We start from the raw sequence: 12,627 nt of genomic DNA on the forward strand, positions 1-12,627 counted from the left end.
GAGATTCGCTAATGGAGGGCGGCTTCGATTACGACACCGCGTTCACGCGCAACATCGGCTGGCTCACGGTGGCCGAACAGGCGCGGCTGCGGGCGAGCCGTATCGCGATCGCTGGAATGGGAGGGGTTGGGGGGGTGCATCTGCTGACGCTGGCGCGCTTCGGCGTCGGGGCCTTCACGATCGCGGACTACGATCGCTTCGATCTCGCCAACCTCAACCGGCAGGCGGGTGCGTTGATGTCGACGCTCGGTCAGCCCAAGGCCGAGGTTCTCGCCCGCATGGTGCGCGACATCAATCCGGAGGTCGACCTGCGGTGCTTCGACGACGGCGTCGACCCTGCGCGCGCCGACGTCTTCCTCGAGGGCGTCGACCTCTACGTGGATGCGCTCGACTTCTTCGCCTTCGATGCCCGGCGTGCGGTCTTCGCGGCCTGTCGGCGGCGCGGCATCCCCGCCATCACCGCAGCGCCGCTCGGCATGGGGGCGGCGGTGATGGTGTTCACCGCCGACAGCATGTCCTTCGAAGACTACTTTGGCTTCGAGGGCTGCGACGACGACGAGCGGGCCGTCCGCTTCCTGTTGGGGCTGTCGCCCGGGATGCTGCAGCGCGCTTATCTGGTCGATCCGACCCGTGTCAACCTCAGTCGTCGCGAGGGGCCCTCCACGATCGCGGCCTGCCAGATCTGCGCTGGCGTCACCGCCACCGAGACGATCAAGTTGCTGCTCGGCCGCGGCAAGGTGCTCTCGGCACCCTGGGCCTACCAGTTCGACGCCTATCGCAACCGGCTCAAGCGCACTTGGCGGCCTGGCGGCTGGCGCAACCCGCTGCAGCGCATCGGGCTGTGGCTCGGCCGGCGACAGCTCGAGCGCATGAAGGCGTTGGAGGCGGCGCATGATTGAACAAGGCACAATGGAGCGGCTGCTCGAGCGTGCGCGCTGGGCGCCGAGCGGTGACAACACCCAGCCTTGGCGCTTCGAGGTGCTCGGTGTGGATCGGCTTGCGATCCATGGTTTCGATACGCGCGCCGAGGTGGTCTACGACTTTGACGGGCGGGCGAGCCAGCTTGCGCATGGTGCCTTGCTCGAGACCCTGCGCCTGGCCGCCTCGGCCCGCGGCTTGCGCGCCGAATGGACGATTCGCCCCGCTTGCAGCGAAGAGGCACCGATCTACGACGTCGTGCTCGTCCCCGATGCGACTCTACGCCCCGATCCGCTAGAGGCCTTCATCGAAAGTCGTGTCGTGCAGCGCCGGCCGATGCGCGTCACCGCGCTCGGTCCGGCCGAGCGCGAGGCACTTGCCGCAGCGGTCGGCAGCGATTACCGGCTGAGGTTCTTTGAAGGTTTCGATGGCCGCTGGCAGGTGGCGAGGCTCTTGTGGCACAGCGCGCGCATCCGCCTGACCATGCCCGAGGCCCTGAACGTGCATCGCAGCATCATCGAATGGCGCGCGCGCTTCAGCGAGGACCGCATTCCCGAGCAAGCGGTGGGGGTCGATCCCCTCACCGCGCGTCTCATGCGCTGGGTGATGCAGAGCTGGAGCAGGGTGGAGTTCTTCAATCGCTACCTGCTCGGCACTGTGGCGCCGCGCGTTCAGCTCGATCTGCTGCCGGCACTCGGGTGTGCGGCGCATGTGCTGATGACCCCGGTGCGTCCGCTGCGCACGCTCGGCGATTTTGTCGCCGCCGGCGCGGCGATGCAGCGTCTGTGGCTGGCGGTCGAGGCCGCGGGCATGCACCTCCAGCCCGAGATGACGCCGGTGATTTTCCGCTGGTATGTCCAGGCGGGGCGTTCGCTGTCGCCCCATCCCGGCATGGATGCTGCGGCTGGCGCGCTCGCACGCCGCTTCGAGGCGCTTGCCGATGCCGGACCGGCGGATGGTTTTGCCTTCTTTTGCAGGGTGGGGTACTCGGCGCTGCCGCATTCGCGTTCGCTGCGCAAGGCGCTCGGTTCGCTGCTCGTCGGGGAAGGGGGCGCTTCCGATGGGAGCGGACGAGAGGTGTGAGAGTGTCGGATTTTTTTACAGTGCTGTGTGTCCGGCGTGCGTTCGATGCGGGCGGAGTTTCGCAAGTGCAGGAAGAAAAACAAGTTTTTATTTCTGGCCCGCTAATTGCTTAAGAAATCCCGAGCAGATCAACGGTGCTGGCAAAAACCAGATCGCAAGCGCCCGACCCTGCGAGCATCTACCTAGATACGGAGGAAAACATGAACATCAAGAAAACGACGCTTGCGACGGCGCTGATCGGTGCGCTCTCCATGGGCTTCGCCGGACAGGCTTCGGCCAGCGTGTATGCCGGTTCGTCGCTGAACCTGAGCAATCTGACGATCGGTTTCATCAACGCTTCGACCGGTGTGGTGATCACTAACCTGAATCCCGGCTACACCTTCAACGTCGAAGATTCCGCAACGCTGAACGGAAGTACAGTCGCCGACGCCGATGCTTGCAGCAAGCTGCTTCTCAACTGCGGTGTATCGCCGGTTCTGAAGGTGAGTGCGGTAAACGCACCCGGTAGCACGGTGATTCGCGCCGACAATGACTACTCGCTGTTTGGCCAGAACAGCGGCACCTTCGCCAACGCGAATGCTGAGATCACGTCCGCGCAACTCGTGAATGGAACGCCGTCTTCGACGAAACAGGTCGCCGAGGCCGAGTTGCAGATCTCGGGCCAAGGGCAAGCCTCGACCAACATTCAGTCGAATACTACTTGGACCTTCTCGTTCTCCATCGGTGAAACGGCGAACATGGTGCTGAGCTTCCTGGCCAATCCGGAGATGAAGGCCGACGTGACGTTGGTTCCGCCCTACACGGCGGGTAATGCGCAAGCGAACATGTCTGCGGACTTCACGCTTCGCAGGATCAGCCAAATTTCAGGAGATGCGGCCACGCTGGCGCCGTTCGTGAACTGGACTCCGGACGGTGTGAACACGAACGCGGTTTGCGTGAATGTCGGTTCGTGCGTTGATGTGGACCCTGAAAGCCTGAACGAGACCATGGGTGTCGGACCGGGCAACTCCACCGTGACGCATAGCCTCGGGACCGCCGGCAGCAACTACTCGCTGACCATCACCGGTCTTACGCGTGGCAACTATTCGCTGACCCTCGCCGGCTTGACCAGCGTCAACGTCACGCAGGTTCCGGAACCTGGCACCCTCATGCTGCTGGGTGGCGCGCTCGCCGCGCTCGGCTTCGGCGGAACGCGTCGTCGCAGCCAAGCGACGGCGGCCTGATCGTACAAGCCCGCGGTGCGCCGCGGGTTTGGATTCGAAAAAGACGCGGCTAAGTGCCGCGTCTTTTTTTGGCTGTACGCCGCGTCGGCGAGTTGTATCAAAGCGCTCGCTCCTCAGCGGGCCGCATGCTCGAAATCGTCCGCGATGCGTCGCACGGCGAAGGCGGTCAGCAGGAAGTGGATGCCGGCGTAGAGTAGGAGCAGGCGTTCCAGCAAGGTCTGCGGCAGGTTGCTGTCGAGTACTTGGCAGGCGCCAGCCAGGAGGAGGCTCGTGAAGCCTACTGCCAGGTTGCCACGCGCGAACAGGGCATACAGGAAGGTACCGAAGCGGGCGTGCAGTTTCTTCCAGGTCAGGTGGCCGCTCAGGAAGAAGGGGGCAAAGCCGAGCGCCCACAGCGGTGGGGACGGTAGCTCCGAGCTGGCGAGCAGCATCGTCCCGGCGTAGGCCAGTGGAACGACGTGCAGCAGGAGATGAAGCTTCATGCACCGCAGGTCGGTGGCGGACAAGCGCTCGTCACCACGGCGGGCGAGCGACCATGCACGGTGCAGCGTTGCCGCGAGCAGCGTCGCCGCGGCGGCGAAGGCGAGCGCGACCACTCCGCGGGTTGGGCCGAGCGCGGCGGCGAAGGAGGTCCCGAGAACGGCCGCCGGGGTCAGCAGCCGGAGTGCTCGCGGCAGGGCGAGGCTCATCCGTCGTTCCTCCTGTGTGGGCGCGCCGCTGCTGTAGCGCCGAGCCGCTGGTTCCGGACTTGCTGCTTCAGCGTGCAGGAGCAACTCCGTAGTGGCCGATGTAGCGCGCGAAGCGTTCGCGAATGCGTTCCGCACTCAGGCCGAAGTGCTCGGGAGCATAGGCATGGCTGCGCTTCTTGTCGCGGTCGCCGTGCAGGAAACTCTCGACGCGTGCCCGCGTCGATGGAGCGAAGTCGAGTCCGAAATGCGCATGGATGCGCTCGACCTGGCCGAGCGGATCGGCGATGAGGTCGCGATACTGGAGGTCGAGGAAGCGATCCGCGGGGAGGCGTTGGCGCGCGTCGATGCTGGCGTCCATGTCGGTGGCAAGCCGTTCCAGGATCTGCGGTCCGAGCTCGGCCGCATCGATACGTTCGCTCCAGATGCCACGGAAGGCCGCATTCAGGCTCGCCCACGAGGACACCGCCTGCACCGGGTCGCGATGCAGCTGGATCAGGCATGCGTCGGGATAGGTCTCGAGGAGGGCCTCGAGCGCAGCGAGGTGATCAGGCGATTTGAGCAGCCAGCGCCCGGCCGGATAACAACGCTGCAGGGTCAGCAGGATGCGCCTGTGATGCTGGTAGGTCGCGCGATGATCGGCGTGATCGAGCCAGTGCGAGTAGTCCGGGGCGTCGAACATCCCCGCCAGCGCCTGGGTGTCGAAGCCCTGCATCAGCAGGGGGGTGCATTCCTCGGGGCCGTCTAGGTGGAACTCGTGGATCGACTCCAGGCCGGGTGCGAGATGGCGCTGGAACGCCATCAAGAGCTTGCCGATGCGTCGTCTGGGGTCCTGTCGCAGCGTGACGGGCGGGGGCGTGGGCGGGATCTGTGAGACGGTGGTTTCCCAGTTGGTGAGGTAACGGTGTTCCGGGTCGTGGGCGAGCAGGTTGAACAGGTAGGACGTCCCGCAGCGGGGCAGGCCGACCACGATCACCGGCTGGCGAACTTCGTCCGCGAGTGTTTCCGGGTGCTCGGCCCAGAACTTGGCAAGTCGCATCCGATTCGACAGCAGCCCCGCAAACATCTGCTCGAGATAGTAACGCCCGAACGGGTGCAGGGCACTCCTGCCCGAGTGGATGGCTTCGACCAGCACGCCTAGCGCATCCATCGTCGCTGCGGGTGGCGGTGGCGCATCGGGCTGCTTGCGCTGTGCCGCGACGAGCAGCGCCCTCGCGTCGAGCGTCACCGGGCGTCGAGCGGCGCTGGCGATGGCGTTCCACGCCTTGACCAAGGGGCTGCGGTAGGGGGGCTTGGCGGCCTGCATCGCGGTGACTCCTCGGGCGGGGGGGGGGGGGGGGGGGGCGATTCGTTCGCGGCGGTGAGGTGCCGGGCTCAGCGCCCGCTCTCGAGCGTTGCACGCAGGCTCTCGGCCTGTTTGTGAAGTGCAGGATCGCGCGCCTCTGCAAGCACGCCGTCGATGAGCTTGAGCGCCTCTGCGGTGTTGCCCTTGGCGTGTGCGACCTCGGCGAGGTGCAGGCTGATCTGGTGGTTGCGCGGGTTCTGCTCATGCGCCTTGCCGACGTACCACCCTGCCTGCGTCAGGTCCCTGCGGTCCAGATACAACATGCCGACGGTATCGAGCACGTTCGGGTCCTTGGGGGCAAGCTCGAGGGCGCGACGGGCCGTTTGAAGGGCTTCGTCCGGCCGGCTGCGGCGCAACAGCCAAGCGACGTTGTTGAGCGACGGGACGTGCGCCGGGTCGAGCTCCAGCACCTTGCGATAGATGCGGACTGCCTCCTCGTCCTGGCCGAGCTCCAGATATGCGCCGGCAAGCTGGAGCAGCGCTGCGCTGTCCTGCGGGTGTTCGGCCAGCCAGTCCCGGATGAGCGCGAGGGCTTCATCCCGCTTCTCCATGCCCCACAACGCGGCCATCCTCTCGAGGAGGAGGGCTGTGCTCGGCGTCTGCGCGAATGCACGCCCGAGGTGGTCGGCCGCGATGGCGAACTCGCTGGTCATCAATGCATGCCAGCCGGTGGTGGCGAGGATGTCCGGGCGGTCGCCGAAATCCTTGCGCAGGCGCTGCGCAGCGCTCTTTGCCTTGTCGAGTTGTCCCGTCCGGGTCAGCATGCGTACCTCGGCGATGCGCACCTCGGGGTTGGTCGGGTCGAGCTTGACGGCCCGGACCAGCGCGCCCTCGGCGTCACGGATGCGTCCCAGGCGAGCGAGGGTTTCGGCATGCAGGAAGTGCGCTGCAGCGGATTCGGGGGCCAAGTGCGCCCAGCGCTCGAAGTTGCCGAGGGCTTCGGCGTTCTGGGCGAGGGCCAGGTGAGCGCGCCCGCGCAGTTCGAGGAGCGCCGGCGAGGACTCGATGCGTGCCTTGTCGAACTGGGCAAGGTATTCGAGCGTGCGTTCCGGCTTGTTGCCTCGTAGCGCACGGCCTGCGGCCAGGGCACGTGCAAGCGTGGCCGAGGGGTTGCTCTTGACCAACTGCTCAAGCACCTGGTCCGCGGCGACGTCGTTCTGCAGCCCATGCTCGGCGGCCACAAGCAGGAGCGCGGGCGCTTCCGCCGAAGGCGACGCGAGCACGAGCGGGCTCACGAGCTCCTTAATGCGCTGGAAGTTGCGATCTTGCAGTTCGAGCTTGGCGAGGTTGATGCGTGCGGTCGCATCCGCGGGCTGGCGTTGCAGGACGGTCTCGAGTTCCTTGCGCGCCTTGGGCCACTGGCCGGTGGAAAGATACAGGGCGGCGAGCAGGTTGATCGGCCCGATCTGTTCGGGATGCGCTGCGCGCAGGGCCTCGGCGCGCTTTGTCGCTTCGCCGAAGCGCTTGTCGCGGAAGGCCTCGAGGGCCTGCATGAACTCGGCCTGGAGCGCATCGACCTGACCGGCGGTCGGCTCGGGCACTTCCGCACCCGACATCAACTGCGCCATCATTAAAAGGTTGATGGCGCCCGTCGAGTCCGGACGCAGCGTGGCGAGACGCTGGGCATGGGAGAGTGCGGTCTTGCTGTCGCCCTGCAGCAGGCTCAGCGTGGCCAGCAACTGCAAATTGGTGACGTTGTCCGGCTCGGAGGCCAAGGCGGCTTCGAGCGTCTTGCGCGCCTGGCCGTAGTCGGCGTGACCAGCCTGGGCGATGCCGAGGAGCAGGTTCGCGCCCGAAGCCTGCGGTGCGGCAGCACGGATGAATTCGGCGTGCGCCAGCGCCTGTTCCTGCTGGCCGAGCATCAGCCGGGTGATGGCGAGATAGACCCGGTTGGGTGCGAAATTCGGATCGGCGGCCAAGGAAAGTTCGAATGCGTCAGCCGCCTCGCGCAGGCGCTGCTGGCGGAAATGGGACAGGCCGGTGACGTACTGCGCATAGGGATGGCGAGAAAGCGCTCCGAGTGCGTTCAGGTCCGCCTCGGCCTCTGCGAACTTGCCTTGGCGCACGCGGGCGAGGGCGCGCTTCGCGCGCTCGAGGGTGACATGGGCACGCGCCCGGATCGCCTGGCCGAAGGCGGTCTCGGCGGCGTCGAAGCGCTCCTGCTCGGTTTCAATGTCGCCGAGCAGCGACCACGCGTCGGCGACCGGCGGCGTGCGCTCTAATGCGGGTGCAAGCGTCTTGCGCGCCTCGTCGTACTGCTTGCGCAAGCTCTGCGCCAGCGCGAGGCCGACGATGGCCTCCGGCAGGGCGGGGTCCAGCTTGTGCGCCTTGCCGAACTCGGGCTCGGCAGCGTCGAGTTCTCCCTTGAGCAGGAGCGCGGTGCCACGCAGACTTGCATACTCGGCTTGCATTGTGTCGGGCGCGTCCGTCGGGGCGGTGGAGAGTTCGGTGAGAACCCGGTCGGGCGCCTGCTGCATCAGGATCGCCCGCGCCAGCAGGGGTAGGGCTTCGGTGCGCGAGAACCCGTATTCGATCGCCTTGCGTGCATCGCGTTCGGCCTTGTCGGCTTCGCCGAGCTGGAGCGCCGCCTGCGCCAGCAGCCAGCGTGCCTCGCGGTTCTTCGGATCCTTCTGGAGTGCGTTGTTCAGCTCGATGGTCGCTTCGCGATAGGCGCCGTTGGCAAGGTGGTCGCGGGCGAGTGCGACGTAGTGTTGTGGGCTGCCGCTGTCGCCACAGGCGGCGAGCAGGAGCGTGGCGCAGAGCGTCATCGTGCGCACTGCGCGACGTTCGGGTCGGGTAGGCATGCAAGTCCCTCGTTGTGCGGAATTGTTTCAGGGCGGTGGAGCTGCCGAGCACAGGGCTCGGTGCGTCGGGTTCAGGCGGAGGTCATTCTAACAATCATCCCCGCCGCGGGTTTGCGCGGGTACGCCGGCACCCCGAAAAACGGCTTGAAGCAGGTCGGATGCGCGGGCGCCCAGCCGGTGCAGGCTGGCGGCTGGAGCCGCCAGTTCCGGGTCACGCAGGCGGCTGGCCTGCAGGCGGGCGCTCGGGGTCCCGAGCAGGCACTCGGTGGCCTTCGCCAGCGCACCGGTTGACACCCGGTCGGCACGTAGCGTGAGGCCGGCGCCGAAGCGCTCGATGGCCTGCATATTGAGGAACTGATCCATGTTGCGTGCGATGCCGAGCACCGGTACGCCGTGCACAAGGGCTTGGTTGGTCGTCGGGCTGCCGCCGTTGCAGACGACCAGGCTCGCTCGTGCACAGACGAGGTCGCCGGGCAGATAGTCGAAGATGCGGACCCGCGCAGCATCGACGGTGGAGGGCAAGGGGCGGCCCGCGGTGGTGACGATGAGCTCGCAGTCGCGCTGCGCAAGCGCGCCAAGGACGAGGCCGAGGATCCCGGTCGCGCCCGAGCTGCCCATCGTGACATACACCAGGGGCCTGTCCGAGTCGCCGAGCGCCGCGGGCAGCGCCATTCCGCGGGGCGCCCACGCGAGCGGACCGATGAAGGCTGCGCCGGCATGTGGCGCGACCTGGGGGAACAGGGCTGCAGGGTTGGCGAACAGGCGAAGGTCGGCGTCGGTGTAGCAGCGCCGTAGATCATGGTCGAGGCCCGGCAGGCCATGGCGCCGCCGCAAGGCTTCCATCGGGCGGGCATGGAGCCGGAAGGCGAGCGGTGCAACGCTGCGGAAGAGCGGCTCGGCGAGCGCGAGCGGGACGTACGGAGTCCACGGGAACACCGGGAGGGCTGGTTCCAGGGGGGCCTCGGGGCTCCAGTAGGCATCGCAAAGGGTGGCGTAGGCGACACCTGCGAGTCGGGCACTGACCGAGAGCGAGAGGCGGAAATCGCCGATGACCACGCCGGGGCGGTGGGCGCGCAGAAGGACGAGGTCGTCCTGAACGTAGCGCTCGAGTGTCGCCAGATCGTAAAGTGGCTGTCCGCGCTCGAGGCGACGGGCGAACTCCGTGGGAGATTGCGTCGCCAGATCCACCGACGTGAATCGGTCGTCGCGCGTCATCCACCCATAGGCTGGTGGGCGGGCAAACACCACATCGAACCCAGCCAGATGCAGGGCGCGGGCGAGCACCAACGGACGTCCGACGTGCGCGAGGGTCGAGCCTTCGGCAATGAACAGGAAGCGGGTCGCGGTCGGCTCGGTCATCGATCGGCGCCTTGGGGTTGGGTCACGTACGGACCATGTTGTCCCGATGCACCAGTTCCGGCTCGTCGAGGTAGCCGATCAGGTTCGCGATCTCCGCGGTCGGCTTGCGCGCGATGCGCCGGCATTCCGAAGCGGAGTAGTTCACCAGCCCGCGCGCGACTTCCTCGCCGGCCAGGTTGCGGCAGGCCACCACCGCGCCGCGCTCGAAATCCCCACGCGCCTCGACCACGCCCACCGGCAGCAGGCTCTTGCCGCTTTTCAACGCCGCCACCGCGCCGTCGTCGATGACGAGGTCGCCGGCGAGCTGCAGGTGGTCGGCCAGCCACTGCTTGCGTGCCTGCAGCGGCGTGCTGCTGGCGTAGAGCAGGGTGCCGAGCGCCTCGCCCGCGGCCAGGCGCAGGATGGGGTCGGGCTCGCGGCCGCTGGCGATGCAGGTGTGCGCCCCGCTGCGCGCGGCGCGCTGGGCGGCGCGGATCTTGGTGATCATGCCGCCCTTGCTGATCGCGCTGCCCGAGCCGCCGGCCATGGCCTCGTACTGGCGGTCCTCGGCGCGGCCCTCGCCGATCAGCGTGGCGGCCGGGTCCTTGCGCGGGTCGGCGGTGTACAGGCCCTGCTGGTCGGTGAGGATGATGAGCGCCTCGGCCTCGATGAGGTTGGCGACGAGCGCGCCGAGGGTGTCGTTGTCGCCGAACTTGATCTCATCGGTGACCACGGTGTCGTTCTCGTTGATGATCGGCACCACGCCGAGCGCGAGCAGCGTCGTGAGGGTGCTGCGCGCGTTGAGGTAGCGGCTGCGGTCGGCGAGATCCTCGTGGGTGAGCAGGATCTGCGCGGTGTGCAGGCCGTGGCGCGAGAAGGCCTTTTCGTAGGCTTCCACCAGTCCCATCTGGCCGACCGCGGCGGCGGCCTGCAGCTTGCTCATCTCGGTCGGGCGCTTCGCCCAGCCCAGGCGCTGCATGCCGGCGGCGATCGCGCCCGAGGACACGAGCGCGATCTCGCGGCCCTCGGCGCGCAGCGCGGCGATCTGGCGCGCCCAGGCGTCGAGCGCGTCCTTGTCGAGACCGGCGCCGTTGTTGGTGACGAGTGCGGAGCCGACCTTGACCACGAGGCGGCGGGCGTTGCGGAGCTTGGTTCTCATCGGGGTGCGTGCGGGCAGCGGAGAGGGTGGGGGGCGGAATCAGGCAATTGCGTGCCGTCCGCCAGGCCGGCGGCACGCGGAATCAGGTCAGCGCGACGGCGGGGAGTCGTCTTCTTCGGAGTCGAGCGCATCCTCGGGCCGTTCGTCGTCTTCGTCGAGCAGGGCTTCGCGCTCGTAGGCGGCGTCGGCTGCCGCGCGCGCGGCCTCGGCCGCGGCGAGACGAGCGGCCTCGGCGGCGACGCGCTCGGCGCGCTCGGCCTCGATGCGGGCGCGCTCGGCGTCGAGCAGGTCCTGGATCGCGAAGATCAGCGCCTGGGTGCCTTCGCCCTTCATGGCGGAGATCTGGAAGTGGCGTTCGACCGGCCCGTAGGCTTCGAGGAAGGCAGCCACGCGTTCGGCGCGCTCTTCCTCGGGGATGAGGTCGAGCTTGTTGAGCACCAGCCAGCGCGGCTTGTTGTACAGCGCCTCGTCGTACTTGCGCAGCTCCTCGGCGATGGCCTTGGCGTCCGCGACCGGATCGGCCTCGGGATCGAAGGGGGCGAGGTCGACCAGGTGCAGCAGCAGGTGGGTGCGCTGCAGGTGGCGCAGGAACTGGTGGCCCAGCCCGGCGCCCTCGGCCGCGCCCTCGATCAGGCCGGGGATGTCGGCGATCACGAAGCTGCGCGCCTCGCTGGTGCGCACCACGCCGAGGTTGGGTGCGAGCGTGGTGAAGGGGTAGTCGGCGACCTTGGGCTTGGCCGCGGAGACGCTGCGGATGAAGGTGGACTTGCCGGCGTTGGGCATGCCGAGCAGGCCGACGTCGGCGAGCACCTTGAGCTCCAGGTGCAGGTTGCGGTACTCGCCTTCCTGGCCCATCGTCTTCTTGCGCGGGGCGCGGTTGGTGCTGGACTTGAAGTGGATGTTGCCCAGGCCGCCGCGGCCGCCCTGGGCGATGAGTACGGTCTTGCCGTCCTCATCGAGGTCGGCGACGAGCTCGCCGCTCTCGAGGTCCTTGATCACCGTGCCGACCGGGAAGCGCAGCGTGATGTCGTCGCCGCCCTTGCCGTAGCAGTCGCGGCTGCCGCCGTTCTCGCCGCGCTCGGCGCGGAAGCTGCGGGTGTAGCGATAGTCGATCAGGGTGTTGAGGTTGCGGTCGGCCACGGCGTACACGCTGCCGCCACGGCCGCCGTCGCCACCGCTCGGGCCGCCCTTGGGGATGTACTTCTCGCGGCGGAAGGTGGCCGCGCCGTTGCCGCCGTCGCCGGCGTACACCTCGATGCGGGCTTCGTCAAAGAACTTCATGCCTGATCAACCTCTTGGCGGGGCAGGCCGGCAGGCGCGCCCCGAAAATGAAAAAGCCCTACCACGGGGATAGGGCTTTCGATGCTGCGATGCGGACCGGAGCGCGCGATCAGGCCGCTTCCGGCACGATGATCACGGTGCGACGACGCGACGGGCCCTTGACCGCGAACTGCACGACGCCGTTCTTGAGCGCGAACAGGGTGTGGTCCTTGCCGATGCCGACGTTGTCGCCAGGGTGGTATTCGGTGCCGCGCTGGCGAACGATGATGTTGCCGGCGAGCACGAACTGGCCACCGTAGCGCTTGACGCCGAGGCGTTTCGATTCCGAGTCGCGGCCGTTACGCGAACTACCGCCAGCTTTTTTGTGTGCCATGTCGGATTACCCCCTGCGCCTTAGGCCGAGATCGCTTCGATGCGAAGCTCGGTGTAGTTCTGACGATGCCCCTGGTGCTTCTGGTAGTGCTTGCGGCGGCGCATCTTGAAAATCTTGATCTTGTCGTGACGGCCGTGGGAGACCACGGTCGCCTTGACGGAAGCTCCGGCCACAACGGGCGTGCCGATCTTGACGGCATCGCCTTCACCGACCATGAAGACCTGGTCGATGGTGATCTCGGAACCCACGTCGGCCGGTATCTGTTCTACCTTGATCTTTTCGCCGGCAGCGACGCGATACTGCTTGCCACCGGTTTTTATCACCGCGTACATGGTGTTGCTCCAGTTGATGGGTCTGCGAAGAATCGCGCACTATACGAACACGCGGCAGGAAAGTCAATGAAAACAATGTCCGGAC

Annotated in this window: 11 protein-coding genes; 3 read left to right on the plus strand and 8 right to left on the minus strand. The window is 67.2% G+C overall.

Going from position 1 to position 12,627, the window contains the following annotated elements; translation table 11 throughout:
• Positions 1-11 precede the first annotated feature (11 nt).
• The 3 genes from TMZ1T_RS08015 to TMZ1T_RS08025 all read left to right on the plus strand — a co-directional run bounded on the left by TMZ1T_RS08015 (position 12) and on the right by TMZ1T_RS08025 (position 3,224).
• The gene (locus tag TMZ1T_RS08015) at positions 12-899 is read left to right on the plus strand and encodes a ThiF family adenylyltransferase (protein WP_012585110.1); all 888 of its coding nucleotides are present in this window, start codon (positions 12-14) and stop codon (positions 897-899) included.
• The gene (locus TMZ1T_RS08020; protein WP_012585111.1) at positions 892-2,001 is read left to right on the plus strand and encodes a nitroreductase family protein; all 1,110 of its coding nucleotides are present in this window, start codon (positions 892-894) and stop codon (positions 1,999-2,001) included. Before TMZ1T_RS08015 ends, TMZ1T_RS08020 begins: the two co-directional genes overlap by 8 nt.
• A 200-nt stretch (positions 2,002-2,201) precedes the next feature.
• Positions 2,202-3,224 (plus strand): EDSAP-1 family PEP-CTERM protein, encoded by a 1,023-nt coding sequence (locus TMZ1T_RS08025; protein WP_012585112.1) that lies wholly within the window; start codon positions 2,202-2,204, stop codon positions 3,222-3,224.
• Positions 3,225-3,337: 113 nt separating this feature from the next.
• On the opposite strand, the gene TMZ1T_RS08030 is transcribed toward TMZ1T_RS08025, so the two are convergent.
• From TMZ1T_RS08030 to rplU, 8 genes are all read right to left on the minus strand, one after another.
• Positions 3,338-3,913: a hypothetical protein gene (locus TMZ1T_RS08030; protein WP_012585113.1), complete on the minus strand. Its 576-nt coding sequence runs from the start codon at positions 3,911-3,913 to the stop codon at positions 3,338-3,340.
• 67 nt (positions 3,914-3,980) lie between these two features.
• Positions 3,981-5,216 carry a sulfotransferase family protein gene (locus TMZ1T_RS08035; protein WP_012585114.1) on the minus strand — a complete coding sequence of 412 codons (1,236 nt, stop codon included), beginning with the start codon at positions 5,214-5,216 and terminating at the stop codon, positions 3,981-3,983.
• Positions 5,217-5,284: 68 nt separating this feature from the next.
• Positions 5,285-8,059: an XrtA/PEP-CTERM system TPR-repeat protein PrsT gene (gene prsT / locus TMZ1T_RS08040; protein ID WP_012585115.1), complete on the minus strand. Its 2,775-nt coding sequence runs from the start codon at positions 8,057-8,059 to the stop codon at positions 5,285-5,287.
• An 87-nt stretch (positions 8,060-8,146) separates the two neighbouring features.
• On the minus strand, positions 8,147-9,418 hold the full coding sequence (locus TMZ1T_RS08045; protein ID WP_012585116.1) for a nucleotide disphospho-sugar-binding domain-containing protein: 1,272 nt from the start codon (positions 9,416-9,418) through the stop codon (positions 8,147-8,149).
• A gap of 22 nt (positions 9,419-9,440) precedes the next feature.
• On the minus strand, positions 9,441-10,556 hold the full coding sequence (gene proB / locus TMZ1T_RS08050) for a glutamate 5-kinase (protein ID WP_012585117.1): 1,116 nt from the start codon (positions 10,554-10,556) through the stop codon (positions 9,441-9,443).
• Between the two features lie 87 nt (positions 10,557-10,643).
• A complete protein-coding gene (gene cgtA / locus TMZ1T_RS08055; RefSeq protein ID WP_012585118.1) occupies positions 10,644-11,837 on the minus strand; it encodes an Obg family GTPase CgtA in 1,194 nt (397 codons plus the stop codon).
• A 109-nt stretch (positions 11,838-11,946) separates the two neighbouring features.
• Positions 11,947-12,210 (minus strand): 50S ribosomal protein L27, encoded by a 264-nt coding sequence (gene rpmA, locus TMZ1T_RS08060; protein ID WP_004322888.1) that lies wholly within the window; start codon positions 12,208-12,210, stop codon positions 11,947-11,949.
• A gap of 20 nt (positions 12,211-12,230) precedes the next feature.
• Positions 12,231-12,542 (minus strand): 50S ribosomal protein L21, encoded by a 312-nt coding sequence (rplU, locus tag TMZ1T_RS08065; protein ID WP_004322886.1) that lies wholly within the window; start codon positions 12,540-12,542, stop codon positions 12,231-12,233.
• Positions 12,543-12,627 lie beyond the last annotated feature (85 nt).

The sequence above is a fragment of the Thauera aminoaromatica genome, assembly GCF_000021765.1.
In the GTDB taxonomy this organism is placed as follows: Bacteria; Pseudomonadota; Gammaproteobacteria; order Burkholderiales; family Rhodocyclaceae; genus Thauera; species Thauera aminoaromatica.

What these genes read in the sequence shown, in the direction of transcription:
- TMZ1T_RS08045 (WP_012585116.1), bottom strand. Translation starts at nt 9,418, where the DNA reads ATGACCGAGCCGACCGCGACCCGCTTCCTGTTCATTGCCGAAGGCTCG.
- rpmA (WP_004322888.1), bottom strand. Translation starts at nt 12,210, where the DNA reads ATGGCACACAAAAAAGCTGGCGGTAGTTCGCGTAACGGCCGCGACTCG.
- TMZ1T_RS08035 (WP_012585114.1), bottom strand. Translation starts at nt 5,216, where the DNA reads ATGCAGGCCGCCAAGCCCCCCTACCGCAGCCCCTTGGTCAAGGCGTGG.
- proB (WP_012585117.1), bottom strand. Translation starts at nt 10,556, where the DNA reads ATGAGAACCAAGCTCCGCAACGCCCGCCGCCTCGTGGTCAAGGTCGGC.
- rplU (WP_004322886.1), bottom strand. Translation starts at nt 12,542, where the DNA reads ATGTACGCGGTGATAAAAACCGGTGGCAAGCAGTATCGCGTCGCTGCC.
- TMZ1T_RS08030 (WP_012585113.1), bottom strand. Translation starts at nt 3,913, where the DNA reads ATGAGCCTCGCCCTGCCGCGAGCACTCCGGCTGCTGACCCCGGCGGCC.
- cgtA (WP_012585118.1), bottom strand. Translation starts at nt 11,837, where the DNA reads ATGAAGTTCTTTGACGAAGCCCGCATCGAGGTGTACGCCGGCGACGGC.
- TMZ1T_RS08025 (WP_012585112.1), top strand. Translation starts at nt 2,202, where the DNA reads ATGAACATCAAGAAAACGACGCTTGCGACGGCGCTGATCGGTGCGCTC.
- prsT (WP_012585115.1), bottom strand. Translation starts at nt 8,059, where the DNA reads ATGCCTACCCGACCCGAACGTCGCGCAGTGCGCACGATGACGCTCTGC.
- TMZ1T_RS08015 (WP_012585110.1), top strand. Translation starts at nt 12, where the DNA reads ATGGAGGGCGGCTTCGATTACGACACCGCGTTCACGCGCAACATCGGC.
- TMZ1T_RS08020 (WP_012585111.1), top strand. Translation starts at nt 892, where the DNA reads ATGATTGAACAAGGCACAATGGAGCGGCTGCTCGAGCGTGCGCGCTGG.